The following is a 17,350-nucleotide window of genomic DNA, read 5'->3' as shown; positions in this document are numbered from 1 at the left end:
TTTTTCTCCATTATTTCCTGACTAAATTCCCTGCACTAAATTTTGTGTAAAAAACCTTCCCATCATTCGGTACAGACGTATAATGGGGAAAAATGAGAACGATCATTCTCAAAACCAAAAACCATGGAGAACCCCACAAGTAATGCCCTGTAGCAGGCGTTATCGCTCGGTTCAGAGCCTGTAACCGCCGTCTGATGCCGTATTCGCCGCACGGGAAAATCTCGGAAAAACCGCTTAATCAATAGCGGTATTCACCGAGTTATTTACTGCAAACAGGAATATTTATTTCCCATTGGGTTATTTGTGCTTGCCCGGAGATGCATCATCGCCCGGCCCATCACCCCGCCACTGAATTTGCGGGGCGGACGTCGTTCATCCTGAGAAAATATAATGAAATATACTTTAGCCCCCATCGCAGCAGCATTATTTCTCCTTAGCGGGTGCGATAATGCGCAAAACGCTTCCCCGCAGCAGATGACGCAGGAAGTGGGTGTCGTTACCCTGCACGGCCAGCCTGTCCCGGTGGTGAGCAGCCTGACCGGACGCACCACCGCCTCGCTTAGCGCCGAAGTGCGCCCGCAGGTCGGCGGGATCGTGCAAAAACGCCTGTTTACCGAGGGCGATATGGTCAAAGCCGGACAGGCGCTGTACCAAATCGACCCATCAAGCTATCGCGCGACGTTTAACGAAGCCGCCGCATCGCTGAAACAGGCCCAGGCGCTGGTCATCGCCGATTGCCAAAAAGCCCAGCGCTACGCGGTGCTGGTCAAAGATAACGGCGTCTCCCGTCAGGACGCCGATGACGCGATAGCGACCTGTAACCAGGATAAGGCCAGCGTCGAGTCGAAAAAAGCGGCGCTGGAAAGCGCGCGCATCAATCTGAACTGGACCACCGTGACCGCACCGATTGCCGGGCGCATCGGGATCTCTTCCGTCACGCCGGGCGCGCTGGTGTCCGCCGATCAGGATACCGCGCTGGCGACGATCCGCGGCCTGGATACGATGTACGTCGATCTCACCCGATCCAGCGTCGATCTGCTGCGCCTGCGTAAGCAAAGCCTGGCGAGCAACAGCGATACCCTTAACGTCACCCTGACTCTTGAAGATGGCAGCACCTACAGCGAAAAAGGTCGCCTGGCGCTGACCGAAGTGGCGGTGGATGAATCGACCGGCTCGGTCACGCTGCGCGCGGTCTTTCCCAATCCGCAGCACGTGCTGCTGCCGGGGATGTTCGTTCGCGCCCGCATAGACGAAGGCATCATGAACGATGCGATCCTCGCCCCGCAGCAGGGCATCACCCGCGATGCCAAAGGCGATGCCACCGCGCTGGTGGTTGACGCTAATAACAAGGTTGAACAGCGCAGCGTGGAAACCGGCGAAACCTACGGCGACAAATGGCTTATCGTCAACGGCCTGAAGAGCGGCGACAGGTTGATTGTCGAAGGGACCGGCAAAGTGGCGCCGGGCCAGCAGGTCAAAGCCGCCGAAGTCAAAAATGACGGAGGCAACGCCTGATGTTCTCCCGTTTCTTCGTGCGACGCCCGGTCTTCGCCTGGGTTATCGCCATTCTGATTATGCTCGCCGGGATTCTGGCTATCCGCACCCTGCCGGTCGCCCAGTATCCTGACGTCGCCCCGCCGGCGATAAAAATCTCCGCCACCTACACCGGGGCCTCTGCGGAAACCCTGGAAAACAGCGTCACCCAGGTTATTGAGCAGCAGCTCACCGGGCTGGACAACCTGCTCTACTTTACATCCACCAGCAGCTCCGACGGCTCGGTCAGCATTACCGTCACCTTTGAGCAGGGTACCGATCCGGATACCGCCCAGGTTCAGGTACAGAACAAAGTGCAGCAGGCGGAATCTCGTCTGCCGAGCGAAGTTCAGCAGTCCGGCGTAACGGTGGAGAAATCGCAGAGCAGCTTCCTGCTGATCCTCGCGGTGTATGACAAAAACAACAAAGCCACCAGCTCCGATATCTCCGACTGGCTGGTCAGCAACATGCAGGATCCGATGGCGCGTATTGAAGGCGTCGGCAGCCTGCAGGTGTTTGGCGCGGAATACGCCATGCGCATCTGGATGGACCCGACCAAACTGGCCTCCTATTCGCTGATGCCATCCGATGTGCAATCGGCCATTGAGGCGCAGAACGTGCAGGTGTCCGCCGGTAAAATCGGCGCGCTACCCGCCTCCAACGCGCAGCAGCTGACCGCCACCGTGCGTGCCCAGTCGCGGCTGCAAACCGTCGCCCAGTTCAAAGAGATTATCGTCAAGAGCAAGAGCGACGGTTCGGTGGTGCGCCTGAGCGACGTCGCCCGCGTTGAGATGGGCAGCGAAGATTACACCGCCTCCGCCAATCTCAACGGCCATCCGGCTGCCGGGATCGCGGTGATGATGGCGCCGGGCGCTAACGCCCTGAATACCGCGACGCTGGTGAAAAACAAGATTGCCGAGTTCCAGCGTCAGATGCCGCAGGGTTACGATATCGCCTATCCGAAAGACAGCACCGAATTCATCAAAATCTCGGTGGAGGATGTGATTCAGACGCTGTTCGAGGCGATTATCCTCGTAGTCTGCGTGATGTATCTGTTCCTGCAAAACTTCCGCGCCACGCTGATCCCGGCGGTGGCGGTTCCGGTCGTGCTGCTGGGCACCTTCGGCGTGCTGGCGCTGTTCGGCTACTCCATCAACACCCTGACGCTGTTTGCGATGGTGCTGGCGATAGGCCTGCTGGTGGATGACGCCATCGTGGTGGTGGAAAACGTCGAGCGTATCATGCGCGACGAGGGGCTGCCCGCCCGCGAAGCCACCGAAAAATCGATGGGCGAAATCTCCGGCGCGCTGATCGCCATTGCCCTGGTGCTCTCGGCAGTGTTCCTGCCGATGGCCTTCTTCGGCGGCTCAACCGGGGTGATTTATCGCCAGTTCTCGGTGACCATTATCTCGGCGATGATGCTCTCCGTGGTGGTCGCCTTAACCTTAACCCCGGCGCTGTGCGGCGCGCTGCTGAGCCATTCTAAACCGCATACCAAAGGCTTCTTCGGCGCCTTTAACCGCCTGTGGGGACGCACCGAGCAGGGCTATCAGCATCGTGTTGTTGGCGGCCTGCGCCGCTCGGCGATGATGATGGGCGCTTTTGTCCTGATTTGCGGCGGCATGGCGCTGGCGATGTGGAAACTGCCGGGCAGCTTCCTGCCGACGGAGGATCAGGGCGAAATCATGGTCCAGTACACGCTGCCCGCCGGGGCGACGGCGGTACGTACCGCCGAGGTTCGCCGCCAGGTCACCGACTGGTTCCTGACGAAAGAGAAAGCCAATACCGACGTGATCTTTACCGTCGACGGCTTTAGCTTTAGCGGCAGCGGACAAAACGCCGGGATGGCCTTCGTGTCGCTGAAAAACTGGTCCGAACGTAAAGGCGAAGAAAATACCGCTCAGGCCATCGCCCTGCGCGCCACCAAAGAGCTCGGCGGCATTCGCGACGCCACCCTGTTCGCCATGACCCCGCCGTCGGTAGATGGCCTGGGGCAGAGCAACGGCTTCACCTTCGAACTGTTGGCCAGCGGCGGTACCGATCGCGATAGCCTGATGAAAATGCGCAGCCAGCTGCTGGCCGCGGCGAATCAAAGTACCGAGCTGCAATCGGTGCGCGCCAACGATCTGCCGCAAATGCCGCAGCTGCAGGTGGATATCGATAATAACAAAGCCGTGTCGCTCGGGCTGTCGTTAAGCGATGTCACCGATACCCTTTCCAGCGCCTGGGGGGGGACCTACGTTAACGACTTTATCGATCGCGGTCGCGTGAAGAAGGTCTATATCCAGGGCGAAAGCGACGCCCGCGCCGTGCCGTCCGACCTCGGTAAATGGTTTGTACGCGGCAGCGACGACAGCATGACGCCGTTCTCCGCCTTCGCCACCACCCGCTGGCAATACGGTCCGGAAAGCCTGGTGCGCTACAACGGTTCCGCCGCCTTTGAAATCCAGGGTGAGAACGCCAGCGGCTTCAGCTCCGGCGCGGCAATGGACAAGATGGAGGCCTTAGCCAATAACCTGCCCGCCGGTACCACCTGGGCGTGGAGCGGCATGTCGCTGCAGGAAAAACTCGCCAGCGGCCAGGCGATGAGCCTCTACGCTATCTCGATTCTGGTGGTCTTCCTGTGCCTCGCGGCGCTGTATGAGAGCTGGTCGGTACCGTTCTCGGTGATCATGGTGATCCCGCTTGGGCTGCTCGGCGCGGCGCTGGCGGCGTGGATGCGCGGTCTGAGCAATGACGTTTACTTCCAGGTGGCGCTATTAACCACCATCGGCCTGTCGTCGAAGAACGCCATTCTGATCGTCGAATTCGCTGAATCGGCGGTGGAAGAGGGCTACTCCCTGTCGCGTGCCGCCATGCGCGCCGCGCAGACCCGTCTACGCCCTATTGTGATGACCTCGCTGGCGTTTATAGCCGGGGTGCTGCCGCTGGCGATCGCCACCGGAGCCGGGGCCAACAGCCGCGTGGCGATCGGTACCGGAATTATCGGCGGCACCCTGACCGCGACGCTGCTGGCGGTGTTCTTCGTGCCGCTGTTCTTTGTGCTGGTGAAACGTTTCTTCACCCGCCATCGTTCTTCTCAGGAGTAAGTTATGTTTCGTTTTACCTTAGTTTTTGTTGCGCTCCTGACGGCGGGCTGCGTCTCTCTCGACCCGCACTATGAACGTCCGGCCGCACCTGTCCCGGCGACCCTGCCGGGTAGCCACGGCGAGGCAACCGCGGTAGTCAGCGACTGGCAGCAGGTAGTGAATGACGCTCGCCTCAAAAAAGTGGTGAACATCGCCTTGACCAGCAACCGCGACGTGCAGAAAGCGCTGGCCGATATCGAAGCCGCGCGCGCCCAGTTTGGCGAAACCCGCGCCTCGCTGTTTCCGACCCTCGACGCCGAGCTGAGCCATACCCGCAGTAAAACGGTGGCCAGCGGCCTCACCTCGTCAGCGGAAGCCAACGGCGCGGTTTCCAGCTTCGAGCTGGATCTGTTTGGCAAGAACCAAAGCCTGACGCGCGCGGCGCGGGAAACCTGGCTTGCCAGCGAATTCACCGCCCAGAATACGCGTCTGACGATGATCGCCGATCTGACCACCGCGTGGATAACGCTCGCCGCGGACAACAGCAATCTGGCGCTGGCGCAGGACACCATGGCCAGCGCGGAGAACTCGCGCCGCATCGTCACCCGCCAGATGGAAGTCGGCACCGCCTCGGCAGGCGACCTGAGCGATGCCGAAAGCGTTTATCAGCAGGCGCGCGCCAGCGTCGCCAGCTACCGCACGCTGGTGGCGCAGGATAAAAACGCTCTCAACCTGCTGGCCGGAGAAACCGTGCCGGATAGCCTGCTGCCCGGCACGCTGGAAAGCCTTGGCGATCGGAGTATCACCCTGGTGCCGGCGGGCGTCTCTTCATCGGTACTACTGCGCCGCCCGGATATCCAGGAAGCGGAGCATAATCTGAAGAGCGCTAACGCCGATATCGGCGCGGCGCGGGCCAATTTCTTCCCGTCCATCTCGCTGACCGCCAGCGCCGGGGTCGGCAGCGACTCGCTCTCGTCGCTGTTCAGCCACGGCATGCAGGTGTGGTCATTCGCGCCGTCCATCAGCCTGCCGCTGTTTACCGGCGGCAGCAACCTGGCGCAGCTGCGCTATGCTGAAGCGGAGAAAAAGGGGCTGATCGCCACCTATGAGAAGACGATTCAGAGCGCCTTTAAGGATGTCGCCGACGCGCTGGCGCGCCGGGAAACGCTCAGCGAACAGCTGGACGCGCAGAATAAATACGTCGCGGCGGAGCAGAAATCGTTGAATATCGCGATGAAGAGCTATCAGGCCGGGGTCGGAGATTATCTGTCGGTGCTGACCGCCCAGCGAACGCTGTGGTCGGCGCAGGCCACGCTTATCTCCCTCCAGCAAACGGATCTGGAAAACCGCATTACCCTCTGGCAGTCGCTGGGAGGCGGCGCCAGCTAACGCTTTTGCCGGGCGGCAACGCCCGGTTTGATGACAAGGAGCCCGTTGATATGTCCCGAATTTCCCTCTCCTGGGTCGTGGTTCTCGGTTTGCTCAGCGCCATTGGGCCGCTGTGTACCGACTTCTATCTGCCCGCGCTGCCGGAAATCACCCAGCAGCTCAGCGCCACCGGCACGCAGACTCAGCTTTCGCTGACCGCGGCGCTGATTGGCCTCGGCCTTGGACAGCTGTTTTTTGGCCCGCTGAGCGACCGCATTGGCCGTAAAAAGCCGCTGGCGCTCTCCCTGCTGCTGTTTATCTTCTCCTCGGCGATGTGCGCGATAACCTACGATATCCATATGCTGATCGCCTGGCGCTTTCTGCAGGGCTTCGCCGGCGCGGGCGGCTCGGTGCTGTCGCGCTCCATCGCCCGCGACAGGTATCAGGGTACGCTGCTGACCCAGTTTTTCGCCCTGCTGATGACCGTTAACGGCATTGCGCCGGTGCTTTCACCGGTACTCGGCGGCTGGATCATCACCGCCTTCGACTGGCGTATCCTCTTCTGGGCGATGGCGGCGATCGGCGTTGTCTTGCTGCTGCTCAGCCTGACGGTGCTGCACGAAACGCTGCCGGCCAAAAGCGCCGCCTCGGCTACGCGGCAACAGGCTGATGCGCCGGTGCTGAAAAACCGCCGCTTTATGCGCTACTGCCTGATTCAGGCCTTTATGATGGCCGGGCTGTTTTCGTATATCGGCTCGTCTTCGTTCGTTATCCAGAGCGAATATGCCATGAGCGCGATGCAGTTCAGCCTGCTGTTCGGCCTTAACGGTATCGGGCTGATTATCGCGGCGCTGATCTTTTCCCGCCTGGCGCGCCGCTTCAGCGCCGAAGCCCTGCTGCGCGGCGGCCAGCTGCTGGCGGTGGCGTTTGCCGCTATCACCCTGCTCTTCGCCTGGCTACCGCAGCCGACGCTGGCGCTGGTCGGCCTGTTCTTTACCGTTTCCATGATGAGCGGTATCAGTACCGTTGCCGGCTCGGAAGCGATGAACGCCATTCACGCCCGCCAGTCCGGCACCGCTTCCGCCCTGATGGGCACGCTGATGTTTGTGTTCGGCGGTATTGCCGCGCCGCTGGCCGGACTCGGCGGCGAAACGATGCTCAAAATGAGCTTCGCGATGACCCTTTGCTATCTGGCCGCGCTGCTGATTGGCCTGAAAAAGCCGCGCCCCATCGCATAACCTCCTCCGGGGTAATAAAATATTCCAATTATATTACCCCTATTTTTCCCGTCAGTACTGTAATCTCCTATTATTCCTTCAACACCAATCGTGATAACCTTCACAGGAAAGGAATAATTAATTCCTTATACTGCCCGCCACCGTGAATAAAGAGGTTCCTATGAGTATCGACCTGAGCAAACTGCTGACCGAGCGCCGCAACGCCAATAGCGCCAACATTGATATCCTCACCACCGAAGAGATGCTGACGGTGATTAACCAGGAAGACCAGCAGGTGGCTCACGCCATCACCCCCTATCTGCCGCAAATTGCCCAGGTGGTGGATAAGGTCGCGGCGGCGCTGCAGGCGGGTGGTCGACTGATTTACATTGGCGCGGGCACTTCCGGGCGTCTGGGGATCCTTGATGCCAGCGAGTGTCCGCCGACCTTCGGCACCCGCCCGGAGCAGGTGGTGGGCATTATCGCGGGCGGCCATAAAGCCATACTGAGCGCCGTAGAGAACGTCGAAGACAACAAAGCGCAAGGGGCGATGGACCTGCAGAACCTGAACTTTAGCAGCCGCGACGTGCTGGTTGGCTTGGCCGCCAGCGGACGCACGCCGTACGTCATCGGCGCGATGGAGTATGCCCACAGCCAGAACGCTTTTGTCGCCATCGTCAGCTGTAACCCGCACGGCGAAATGGCCCAGCTGGCGGACGTCGCCATTACGCCGGTCGTGGGTCCGGAAGTGGTGACCGGCTCAACGCGCCTGAAGGCGGGCACCGCGCAGAAGCTGGTGCTGAATATGATTTCTACCGGGGCGATGATCCGCATCGGCAAGGTCTACAGCAACCTGATGGTGGACGTGGAAGCGACCAACGCCAAGCTTATCGAGCGCCAGGTGTCCATCGTCATGGAAGCGACCGAATGCGATCGCGCAACCGCCCAGAGCGCGCTGGAAGCCTGCGATCGCCACTGCAAAACGGCGATTGTGATGGTGCTGGCTGATTTAAGCGCCGCGGATGCCCAGGCGCTGCTGGCAAAAAATAACGGCTATATCCGCAAGGCGCTGAGCCACTCCTGACCGCTGACTCACGGGTAATCTGCAATGGCAAAAATAAATAAAGAGATGATAGCGCGGATCCTGCAGCACGTTGGCGGAGCCGGGAACGTCGCGCTGGCGGGCAACTGTATGACCCGGCTGCGCCTGACCCTGCGCGATGAATCACGGGCCGATAGCGCCGCCATCCGCCAGATTGACGGCGTAATGGGGGTGATCGTTAGCGATGAACAGTTCCAGGTCGTCCTTGGGCCCGGCAAGGCGCAAAGCGCGGCGGAAATGATGAATGCGTTACTGGAAGAAGCCCCGGCGGATGCGCCATCGCTGGCCGATGTCGCCGCCGAAAAGAAACAGGCGCTGAAGAGCAAGCAAACCAGCGGTATTCAAAAATTCCTCGCGAAATTCGCCACCATCTTCACCCCGCTTATTCCCGGCTTTATCGCCGTCGGCCTGCTGTTGGGGTTCGCGACCCTGGCGGAGCAGATATTTGTCCTCGAAAACGCGCATCCGAACGCGACATTGATGGCGCTGATCGGCTACATGAAGGTGTTCAGCAAAGGGATGTTTACCTTCCTGAGCATCCTGATCGGCTATAACGCCCAGAAAGCCTTCGGCGGCTCCGGGGTCAACGGGGCCATCATCGCTGCGCTGTTTGTTCTCGGCTATAACCCGGAAGCCACCAGCGGCTTCTATTCCGGGATTTCCACCTTCTTCGGCCACGGTATCGACCCGCGCGGCAATATTATCGGCGTGCTTATCGCCGCGATTATCGGCGCGTGGGTGGAACGACAGGTACGCCGCATCATGCCTGCCAACCTCGATATGATCCTCACCTCGGCGGTGACGCTGCTGATCATGGGCGCGATCACCTTTACCGTCATTATGCCTATCGGCGGCTGGCTGTTCACCGGGATGTCATGGCTGTTTCTGCACCTTAACGGTAACCCGTTCGGCTCTGCGGTACTGGCCGGCCTGTTCCTGCTGGCGGTGATGTTCGGCGTCCATCAGGGCTTCGTGCCGGTCTATTTCGCGCTGGTGGATGCCCAGGGGTTTAACTCGCTGTTTCCGATTCTGGCCATGGCCGGTGCCGGACAGGTTGGTGCGGCGCTGGCGCTGTTCTGGCGGGCGAAGCACGGTTCTCTGCTGCGCACGCAGATTAAAGGGGCGATTATTCCCGGCTTTCTCGGCATCGGCGAACCGCTGATTTACGGCGTGACGCTACCGCGCATGAAGCCCTTTATCACCGCCTGCCTCGGCGGCGCCTGCGGCGGTTTTTTCCTCGGGCTCATCGCCTGGCTGGGGCTACCGGTCGGCCTGAATACGGTATTTGGCCCGTCCGGGCTGGTGGCGCTGCCGCTGATGACCTCCGGCAGCGGCATCTACGCCGGAATGGCGGTGTATGCCGCCGGACTGGCGGTCTCTTACCTGTGCGGCTTTGCCCTGACCTGGCTGTTCGGCAGTAAAAACGTTGATTTGAGCTAAGAGGCGCGTCCGGCGCATAAAAATTGAATCTTTTTTAACCCGCCGAATGGCGGGTTTATTTATTTCTGTGTAATCTACACGTGTAGATTACACAGGAGATGCCCTATGCCAGCCGCAAAACGCAATAAGCAGAACGTCAGCGTGACACTGGACCCAGGCCTGGTCAAACAGGCTCGTGAGGTCGGCATCAATCTGTCTCTAACGTTGACTAACGCTCTAAAAAGCGAAATCCACAGCCTCGAAATAGCCCGCTGGCAAAAAGAAAATGCCCAGGCAATCGACTACCTCAATAATTTAACTGAGGAAAATGGACTTCTCTCTGATGAATACAGGACGTTCTAAATATGCAGTATTACGTTTATAAGAATACAGGTCGAATTGCTGCGTATCCTTACCTCCTTGATGTACAGAGTGACATTATCGGCAAGCGCAATACTCGGGTCGTGATTCCACTGTTTCCACTGAAAAACTATAAAGGTCCACGCGCCGATCGTTTAACACCGCTTGTCACCGTAGAAGGGGAAGAATACGTCGTGATGACTCACGAACTCGCCAGCATCCCACATCGTGTTCTGGGTGAAGAAGTTTGTAATCTGAATCACCAGCGCGAAGTCGTTAAAGCTTCAATGGATTTTCTTTTCGACGGGATCTAACTCGCTACAAGCTTACGCGTCAGATCGCCAAACCCAACGATCTTCCGCTGCAAGGGGCACGCAAATACTCCGACTACCCTTTCCTGCCCCGCTTCCCGCGCGTACTCATGCTATGATACTGCTTTCGCATTATTTTCACCTGAGGGAAAGATGGGCTCCAGCAAAAAAGGGATGCTGAACGTACTGATCGCCGCCGTGCTGTGGGGCAGCTCGGGCGTCTGCGCGCAATATATTATGCAGCAAAGCCAGATGTCATCGCCGTTTCTGACCATGACGCGCCTGCTGTTCGCCGGCCTGATCCTTCTGATGCTCTCGTTCTTCCACGGCGATAAGATTTTCCGCGTCCTGCAAAACCGCAAAGACGCCGCCAGCCTGCTGATCTTTTCGCTGTTCGGCGCGCTCACCGTGCAGTACACCTTTCTGATGACTATCGAGCAATCCAACGCCGCCACCGCGACGGTGCTGCAGTTTCTGTCGCCGACGATTATCGTCGCCTGGTTTGCCATCGCCCGCAAAACGCGCCCCAGCCCGCTGGTGCTCGCGGCCATCGCCACCTCGCTGGCGGGCACTTTCCTGCTGGTGACCCACGGCAACCCGACGACGCTGTCGATTTCCCCCACGGCGCTGTTCTGGGGGATTGCTTCGGCGTTTGCCGCCGCTTTTTATACAACTTATCCTTCGACGCTGATTGCCCGCTACGGCACGCTGCCGATTGTCGGCTGGAGCATGCTGCTCGGCGGCGCCATGCTGCTGCCGTTCTACGCCGGACAGGGCAACCATTTTGTGGTGACCGGCGGCCTGCTGCTGGCCTTTTTCTACCTGGTGGTAATCGGCACCTCGCTGACCTTCAGCCTCTACCTGAACGGCGCGCAGAAGATTGGCGGCGCGAAGGCGGGGATCCTCAGCTGCGCGGAGCCGCTGAGTAGCGCCCTGCTCTCCCTGCTGCTGCTCGGCATCACTTTTACTCTCCCGGACTGGCTGGGCACGCTGCTGATTCTCTCATCGGTGGTGCTGATCGCCATGGATTCGCGGCGGCGGGTTAAAACGGCCTGACGATTATCGGCCAGGAGAGGCTGCGACCTGAGTTTGCAGCATCTTCAGGTCGTCATCCGACAGCTCACAAACCACCTGCACCAGCTCGCACTCAAATCCCTGTTCCAGACATGAACGAGCAATACGCAACGCCTCTTCTCGTTTACCTTCCTGAAATCCTTCATAAAACTCCAGGTATAATTCCAACAGATATCCCAGTAAATACTCAGGTTGTAACTCCTGTGGTATCTCTTCCAGCGGTAGCCTCTCTACAATCTTTATTAATTTTCCCCCATCTTGAGGGATGCATCCTGGAATGCATTCAGATCGTCATCAGAGAGCCCAATAGTCATCCGTACCAGCTCGCGCTCAAACCCCTGCTCCAGAAGTGAACGGGCAATACGCAACGCTTCTTCTTGTCTACCCTCTTGTTTACCTTCTAACTTGCCCTCCAACTTGCCCTCCAACTTGCCCTCCAACTTGCCCTCCAACTTGCCTTCTTGTCTCCCTTCCTGCCGTAGCCTTTCCGCAATCGTCATGAGTACCTCCTTATGTTGAGGAACGCGCCGCTCGACCTCGTGAAGAAATTCACCAAAGTGAGGCGCATCGCCGCACTGCAGCATGTAATTAAACAGCGCTTTCAGTTGGCTGTCATTAGCGCAACCTTTAACCAACAGCTCGGCTAATCGCTCCACCAGGCCAAGTAAATCGCGCTGGCGAATATGCTTTTGAATCAGCTCCAGCAGCGCCACGCGCCGGTGCTGCATAATGTCGTCATCCGGAACCACCGTAATATCCACCAGCGGGAAAGCGGCGGCATAAAGTCTTCGCGCCGTCTGCGTATCAGTAAACTCATCCAGCCAGCAAAGCGAGAAGGGATAGGGACTTTTCGCGCCGTGATAGAACAGCATCGGCACCACCAGCGGCAGCGTTTTATGCCCGGCATCCAGGTGACGCTGCATCGCCGCCAGCGCGTAGCGCATCAGCCTGAAGGCCATATGCGCATCCGGCGTGCTCTGGTGTTCAATCACCACGTAAATATAGCCGTCGCCGTCGCGGGTTTTCAGCGACCACAGCACGTCGGAGTAGCTGGCACGCAAATCTGCCTCAATAAAGCTGCCGGACTCCAGCCTGAGCGTTTGCAGATTACACAGCTGGCGTAGCGAAGCGGGCAGATGAATCTCGATAAAATCCCTGGCGCACTCGGGATGCGATAAAAACTGTTTAAATACCGCATCGTGCGGCGTCGAGGGGGTTCCTTTTTGCGTCATGATCCGCCATCCCTGAAACGTAATGGCTGGAATATATCCGTCCCAAAAAGCGCAAACACCTGCGCATCAACGGCTTTGCTTGCCGGTACGAAAGATAAATTTCAGCGGCTGAAACAGACTCATTCTTATGGAAACCAGCGCGCAAAATGTTGATTCAGGAATGCGTCTATAGTTAGAGGAACCCTTTAATAAAAATAAGGATATCCGTGATGAAGAGAATGAGTTTTGCGCTTTCGCTGGCAGCCAGCCTGATGTTCTCCAGCGTGGCGACAGCCGCACCGCTCTCCGGACTGAAGTTTGAACAGCAAAAGCAGCAGATAGTGAAAGATGTGAGGAAAAATTGCCCTGCCAGCAGCGCGCTGGATGATACGCAGTTTGCTAACCGCGTGCTGGAATCAGCGGAAAATAAGACCGCCGTACAAAGCGCGACGCGGGCGCTGGATAAAAACAACAGCGCCGCTTATCAGAAGGCCATTAGCGGCATTCAGTGCCCTACGCCCTAGTACCGGGCGCGGAGACGTCACCATTAGCGGTTCGGAATGATCAAATCTCCGCGCAGCGGGCTGCTGGCGAGCATTTGCGTCTTCTCGGTCAGCCAGTTGACTATCTGGCTGGCCATCGCGTCCATGGAATATTCAATCGCCGGAATCGTCGGAATACCGGGCAGCTGTAACGAGCCCGCCAGGCTGAACACCATGACTTTTTCCGGTACCGCGCGATTAAACGCCTGGAGCTGCGGCACCACCAGCTGCGCCTGCTGCTCGTTGGCAACCAATAACGCATTAAAATTCAGGGTGGTTGCGTTGTTCACCAGTTCCTGAACCGCCACGGACGGCGAATGGCTGTCGAGAAAAACCAGGTTGCGATTGAACGGCAGAAAATTCTTTTCCAGCGCGTGCTTATAGCCCAGCAGAACCTGGTCAGCAAATCCGCTGGCCTGAGGATGAATCAGCGCAATCTGCCGCCGCCCCTGGCTTATCAGATAGTTGCAGGCCGTTTCCGCCGCAAAGGCGTGGTCAAACTGAATGCTATTCGTTGCGTCGCTTTCCAGGCAGTCAATCAGCACTACGTCGGGCCGGTCGATATTGAGCGGAAACCGCGCGCCGATGATTAACACATTATCGCAGAGGCCGCAGGTCAACTCTTCCAGCGAATGGAGCACTCTGCCGCGGCTGTTGGCAAAACGCAGCAGCAGGTGCATCTGGTGCTGGCTGAGCTGTTTTTCCAGCGCGTAGAGATAGCTGGTGGTTTGATTAATGTTGTCCTGGGCGCAAATGACGCCGATGCAGCCGGTGGTCTGACTCAGCAAAGATTGCGCGATCATATTCGGCCGGTAGTTAAGCGCTTCCGCCGCCTGCAATACCGCCTGTCGGCTGGCTTCCTTTACGCCGCGCGAACCACTCAACACCCGAGAGACTGTGGCTTTAGATACCCCAGCTAACCGTGATACATCGTTGATTGTAGACATTATTTTCCCCTGACAGGGCCAGTCCGATCCCTGTAAATCCTTGAACCTGAATCGCTTCAATAATAACCAGCGGCAGTATATCCGTTTCCCTTTTTATTTGGAAACCGATTTTCCGTTTCATGGAAAATCGTAGCAAAAACTAGGAAAATTTGTGAGCCAAATCTAATTAACACGCCCTTTGACTGACAGATCTTGACGGTTATCACAGTTCTGTTTTTTATAAATGGAAACCGGTTTCCGTCTGATATCAAATCATCCACGCAATAACTTTTTACATTTTGAGGACAATCGTCGATGTACAAGATTATGCTGTGCTGCTCTGCCGGAATGTCCACCAGCCTGTTGGTCAGAAAGATGGTTGATGCCGCGAAGGAACGTAACCTGCCGGTGCAGATTGACGCCTACGGAGTTTCCGAATTTGACATGCAGTTTCCGCAATACCAGGTGGTGCTTCTTGGGCCACAGGTGAAATACATGCTGAAAAACTTAGCTGAGAAAGCCGCTCCCCTGAATATTCCGGTCCAGCCGATTAACGCCATGGATTACGGAATGCAGCGGGGAGACAACGTCCTGGATTATGCCCTGTCGCTGATTGAAGCGCATTAAGAGGTGTGCAAATGAGTTCTCTGTATCAGTCCATGATTGCCGCGATCGAGCAATCAATTACCCCGCTGGCAGGACGCCTTGGGCAGCAGAAATACGTTATCGCGATTCGCGATGGTTTCACTGCCGCATTGCCGTTTATGATCATCGGCTCATTCATGCTGGTATTTATCTTTCCGCCTTTTTCCCCGGATACCACTAACGGTTTCGCCCGCGGCTGGCTGGACTTCTCCCAGCAGTATCGCGAACAGCTGATGCTGCCGTTTAACCTCAGCATGGGCGTGATGACGTTCTTTATTTCGGTGGGGATCGGCGCCAGCCTGGGACGCCAGTTCCAGCTCGACCCGGTGATGTCCGGTCTGCTGGCGTTTATGGCTTTCTTACTGGTTGCCGCGCCGTACGCCGATGGCAAAATCTCCACCCAGTACCTCTCTGGTCAGGGTATTTTTACCGCCTTGATCACCGCCATCTATTCCACCCGCGTTTACGCCTGGCTAAAGCAGAACAACATTACGATTCGCCTGCCGAAAGAAGTGCCGACCGGCGTTGCGCGTTCGTTTGAAATCCTTATCCCGGTGCTGGTGGTGATCGCGACCCTGCATCCGCTGAATCTGTTTATCGAAGCGCAGACCGGTATGATCCTGCCGCAGGCGATTATGCATCTGCTGGAGCCTCTGGTTTCCGCCTCTGACTCCCTGCCGGCGATTCTGCTTTCCGTCCTGATGTGCCAGATCTTCTGGTTCGCCGGGATCCACGGCTCGCTGATCGTGACCGGCATTATGAACCCCTTCTGGATGGCCAACCTGTCGGCGAACCAGGCAGCGCTGGCGGCCGGTGCGGCTCTGCCGCATGTCTATCTGCAGGGTTTCTGGGACCACTACCTGCTGATTGGCGGCGTCGGCTCCACGCTTCCGCTGGCGTTCCTGCTGCTGCGTAGCCGCGTCACCCACCTGCGCACCATTGGCAAAATGGGTATCGTACCGAGCTTCTTTAATATCAATGAACCGATTCTGTTCGGCGCGCCGATTATCATGAACCCGATGATGTTTATCCCGTTCGTCTTTGTGCCGATGATTAACGCCGTTCTGGCTTACGGGGCGACGCGCCTCGGCTGGCTCAGCCAGGTCGTTTCGCTGACGCCGTGGACGACGCCGGCGCCTATCGGCGCATCATGGGCTGCAAACTGGACGCTAAGCCCGGTGGTGATGTGTTTAATTTGCATGGTGATGTCGGCGGTAATCTACCTGCCCTTCCTGCGCGCCTATGAACGCTCGTTAATGAAAACTGAAGTTGAAAAAGCAAAAGCCGCAGTGCCGGTTGCCGAAACGGTCAGCCAATAATTAATCTCTATATTTAATATTATATTTAAAATGACGGCATAAATAATGCGGAAAAGGGACTTTCACTGCATTATTTAAAGAATAAAGTTAATGACCTCAGGATCTATCATGATTGAATTAGAAGATGCGGTAATGGAAATTATCGTTAATGCGGGCCAGTCACGCTCATTATGTTTTGAAGCGCTCCATTGCGCCCGCAACGGTAATATAGATGAAGCGCGCTTGCTTCTGAATGAAGCCGATGGCTATGCCCGCCGGGCGCACCAGATGCAGACCCGGCTTATCGAGCAGGACGCTGGCGAAGCGCGCCAGCCGATGACGTTAATTATGGTCCATGCTCAGGATCACTTAATGAATTCACTGCTCGCCCGTGAATTTTCGGAAGAGTTAATTCATTTATACCAGCGTTAATTTATATCAATATTTAGCAACTGTACCCGAACTAAATATACCAGCTTATCCTGGCGGGATAGCTATTATCTAAATATATCCGTCATATTTCAAGCTGCATGTACGTTGGCTGCGCTCGCTTACCCGAATCACTTACCAAAGTAAGCTCATCGGGATTCACTCCCTTGCCGCCTTCCTGCAACTCGAACTATTTAGGATATATATAAATTATTAAAAGCGAGATAATGATGAAAACTGTAAAAATGCTGCCATTAACCATGGCGGTCGTCGCCGCGCTGTGCCCAATTTCCGTATTCGCACAAGAATTTACTCAGGAACAGATCGACGCCATTGTGGCGAAAGCCGTCGATAAAGCCCTGGCCGAACGCCAGGCGAAAATCGACGCCGCGGCTGATAAAAAAGTGGATGTTATCACCAACCCGCAGACCACCGCGGCCACGCCGGATATGGCGATCCCCTTCGGCCTGAAGTTCAGCGGCTACGCCCGCTACGGCGCGCAGTTCCAGACCGGCGATCAGAAGTTTGTCGGCGTGGATGGCTCCTATAACGGCGCTTCGGCGATCGGCCGTTTAGGCAACGAAGGCAACGGCGGCGAATTCCAGATAACTAAAGCCTTCAAGAGCAGTAAAGGCGCGATCTGGGATATCAACGTCATGTTTGACCACTGGAGCGATGAAGTTAACCTGAAAAAAGCCTACGTCGGCGTCACCAACGTGCTGGAGTCTAACCCCAACGCCTATATCTGGGCCGGCCGCGACTTCCATCAGCGCCCGCAGCAGGGGATCAACGACTACTTCTGGATGAACCACGACGGCCAGGGCGCCGGGGTGAAGAACTTTGATAT

The 17,350-nt window shown here is 57.3% G+C and carries 17 protein-coding genes; 14 read left to right on the top strand and 3 right to left on the bottom strand.

What is annotated here, in order from left to right; genetic code table 11:
* The first annotated feature begins 390 nt into the window (after positions 1-390).
* From FQK12_RS10580 to FQK12_RS10540, 9 genes are all read left to right on the top strand, one after another.
* Positions 391-1,515, top strand: coding sequence for an efflux RND transporter periplasmic adaptor subunit (locus FQK12_RS10580; protein WP_014227293.1), 1,125 nt, complete (start codon positions 391-393; stop codon positions 1,513-1,515).
* A complete protein-coding gene (gene eefB / locus FQK12_RS10575; protein ID WP_014227294.1) occupies positions 1,515-4,622 on the top strand; it encodes a multidrug efflux RND transporter permease subunit EefB in 3,108 nt (1,035 codons plus the stop codon). The genes FQK12_RS10580 and eefB overlap by 1 nt, the downstream gene beginning before the upstream one ends.
* 3 nt (positions 4,623-4,625) lie before the next feature.
* Positions 4,626-5,990: an efflux transporter outer membrane subunit gene (locus FQK12_RS10570; protein ID WP_014227295.1), complete on the top strand. Its 1,365-nt coding sequence runs from the start codon at positions 4,626-4,628 to the stop codon at positions 5,988-5,990.
* Between the two features lie 50 nt (positions 5,991-6,040).
* The gene (locus FQK12_RS10565; RefSeq protein ID WP_014227296.1) at positions 6,041-7,207 is read left to right on the top strand and encodes a multidrug effflux MFS transporter; all 1,167 of its coding nucleotides are present in this window, start codon (positions 6,041-6,043) and stop codon (positions 7,205-7,207) included.
* A 160-nt stretch (positions 7,208-7,367) separates the two neighbouring features.
* Entirely contained in the window at positions 7,368-8,270 is a 903-nt protein-coding gene (murQ, locus tag FQK12_RS10560; protein ID WP_009654080.1) for an N-acetylmuramic acid 6-phosphate etherase, read from the top strand.
* Between the two features lie 24 nt (positions 8,271-8,294).
* Positions 8,295-9,728, top strand: a complete 1,434-nt coding sequence (gene murP / locus FQK12_RS10555) for a PTS N-acetylmuramic acid transporter subunit IIBC (RefSeq protein WP_014227297.1) — start codon at positions 8,295-8,297, stop codon at positions 9,726-9,728.
* A gap of 105 nt (positions 9,729-9,833) precedes the next feature.
* The gene (locus FQK12_RS10550) at positions 9,834-10,070 is read left to right on the top strand and encodes a type II toxin-antitoxin system CcdA family antitoxin (protein WP_014227298.1); all 237 of its coding nucleotides are present in this window, start codon (positions 9,834-9,836) and stop codon (positions 10,068-10,070) included.
* 2 nt (positions 10,071-10,072) lie between these two features.
* A complete protein-coding gene (locus FQK12_RS10545; RefSeq protein WP_014227299.1) occupies positions 10,073-10,381 on the top strand; it encodes a CcdB family protein in 309 nt (102 codons plus the stop codon).
* A 150-nt stretch (positions 10,382-10,531) separates the two neighbouring features.
* On the top strand, positions 10,532-11,434 hold the full coding sequence (locus FQK12_RS10540; protein WP_014227300.1) for an EamA family transporter: 903 nt from the start codon (positions 10,532-10,534) through the stop codon (positions 11,432-11,434).
* Positions 11,435-11,437: 3 nt separating this feature from the next.
* Here the strand turns inward: FQK12_RS10540 and FQK12_RS10535 are convergent, their stop codons facing one another.
* A complete protein-coding gene (locus FQK12_RS10535) occupies positions 11,438-11,620 on the bottom strand; it encodes a hypothetical protein (protein ID WP_014839831.1) in 183 nt (60 codons plus the stop codon).
* Positions 11,621-11,694: 74 nt separating this feature from the next.
* Positions 11,695-12,684, bottom strand: coding sequence for an Rpn family recombination-promoting nuclease/putative transposase (locus FQK12_RS10530; RefSeq protein WP_014227301.1), 990 nt, complete (start codon positions 12,682-12,684; stop codon positions 11,695-11,697).
* Between the two features lie 209 nt (positions 12,685-12,893).
* Between FQK12_RS10530 and FQK12_RS10525 the strand changes: the two genes are divergently transcribed.
* Entirely contained in the window at positions 12,894-13,187 is a 294-nt protein-coding gene (locus FQK12_RS10525; RefSeq protein WP_014227302.1) for a YicS family protein, read from the top strand.
* Positions 13,188-13,210: 23 nt separating this feature from the next.
* Here the strand turns inward: FQK12_RS10525 and FQK12_RS10520 are convergent, their stop codons facing one another.
* Entirely contained in the window at positions 13,211-14,152 is a 942-nt protein-coding gene (locus FQK12_RS10520; protein ID WP_014227303.1) for a LacI family DNA-binding transcriptional regulator, read from the bottom strand.
* A gap of 294 nt (positions 14,153-14,446) precedes the next feature.
* On the opposite strand from FQK12_RS10520, the gene FQK12_RS10515 reads away from it, so the two are divergent.
* The 4 genes from FQK12_RS10515 to FQK12_RS10500 form a co-directional block, all read left to right on the top strand.
* Positions 14,447-14,758, top strand: coding sequence for a PTS sugar transporter subunit IIB (locus FQK12_RS10515; protein WP_014227304.1), 312 nt, complete (start codon positions 14,447-14,449; stop codon positions 14,756-14,758).
* A gap of 11 nt (positions 14,759-14,769) precedes the next feature.
* Positions 14,770-16,095 carry a PTS sugar transporter subunit IIC gene (locus FQK12_RS10510; RefSeq protein ID WP_014227305.1) on the top strand — a complete coding sequence of 442 codons (1,326 nt, stop codon included), beginning with the start codon at positions 14,770-14,772 and terminating at the stop codon, positions 16,093-16,095.
* Positions 16,096-16,203: 108 nt separating this feature from the next.
* The gene (locus FQK12_RS10505) at positions 16,204-16,506 is read left to right on the top strand and encodes a PTS lactose/cellobiose transporter subunit IIA (protein ID WP_004855598.1); all 303 of its coding nucleotides are present in this window, start codon (positions 16,204-16,206) and stop codon (positions 16,504-16,506) included.
* Positions 16,507-16,733: 227 nt separating this feature from the next.
* A partial coding sequence (locus tag FQK12_RS10500) for a carbohydrate porin (RefSeq protein WP_146295714.1) occupies positions 16,734-17,350 on the top strand: 617 nt, incomplete at its 3' end.

The sequence above is a fragment of the Klebsiella sp. ME-303 genome, from assembly GCF_007910085.1.
In the GTDB taxonomy this organism is placed as follows: Bacteria; Pseudomonadota; Gammaproteobacteria; order Enterobacterales; family Enterobacteriaceae; genus Klebsiella; species Klebsiella michiganensis.
The sequence above is the reverse complement of the archived record's forward strand: the minus strand, read 5'-3'. Positions and strand labels throughout refer to the sequence as shown.

Bases quoted from the DNA above. Each gene is read 5' to 3' on its own strand.
- FQK12_RS10510 (WP_014227305.1), top strand. From the start codon at position 14,770: ATGAGTTCTCTGTATCAGTCCATGATTGCCGCGATCGAGCAATCAATT.
- FQK12_RS10580 (WP_014227293.1), top strand. From the start codon at position 391: ATGAAATATACTTTAGCCCCCATCGCAGCAGCATTATTTCTCCTTAGC.
- FQK12_RS10515 (WP_014227304.1), top strand. From the start codon at position 14,447: ATGTACAAGATTATGCTGTGCTGCTCTGCCGGAATGTCCACCAGCCTG.
- FQK12_RS10570 (WP_014227295.1), top strand. From the start codon at position 4,626: ATGTTTCGTTTTACCTTAGTTTTTGTTGCGCTCCTGACGGCGGGCTGC.
- murQ (WP_009654080.1), top strand. From the start codon at position 7,368: ATGAGTATCGACCTGAGCAAACTGCTGACCGAGCGCCGCAACGCCAAT.
- FQK12_RS10530 (WP_014227301.1), bottom strand. From the start codon at position 12,684: ATGACGCAAAAAGGAACCCCCTCGACGCCGCACGATGCGGTATTTAAA.
- FQK12_RS10540 (WP_014227300.1), top strand. From the start codon at position 10,532: ATGGGCTCCAGCAAAAAAGGGATGCTGAACGTACTGATCGCCGCCGTG.
- FQK12_RS10505 (WP_004855598.1), top strand. From the start codon at position 16,204: ATGATTGAATTAGAAGATGCGGTAATGGAAATTATCGTTAATGCGGGC.
- FQK12_RS10525 (WP_014227302.1), top strand. From the start codon at position 12,894: ATGAAGAGAATGAGTTTTGCGCTTTCGCTGGCAGCCAGCCTGATGTTC.
- FQK12_RS10550 (WP_014227298.1), top strand. From the start codon at position 9,834: ATGCCAGCCGCAAAACGCAATAAGCAGAACGTCAGCGTGACACTGGAC.
- FQK12_RS10565 (WP_014227296.1), top strand. From the start codon at position 6,041: ATGTCCCGAATTTCCCTCTCCTGGGTCGTGGTTCTCGGTTTGCTCAGC.
- FQK12_RS10545 (WP_014227299.1), top strand. From the start codon at position 10,073: ATGCAGTATTACGTTTATAAGAATACAGGTCGAATTGCTGCGTATCCT.
- eefB (WP_014227294.1), top strand. From the start codon at position 1,515: ATGTTCTCCCGTTTCTTCGTGCGACGCCCGGTCTTCGCCTGGGTTATC.
- FQK12_RS10520 (WP_014227303.1), bottom strand. From the start codon at position 14,152: ATGTCTACAATCAACGATGTATCACGGTTAGCTGGGGTATCTAAAGCC.
- murP (WP_014227297.1), top strand. From the start codon at position 8,295: ATGGCAAAAATAAATAAAGAGATGATAGCGCGGATCCTGCAGCACGTT.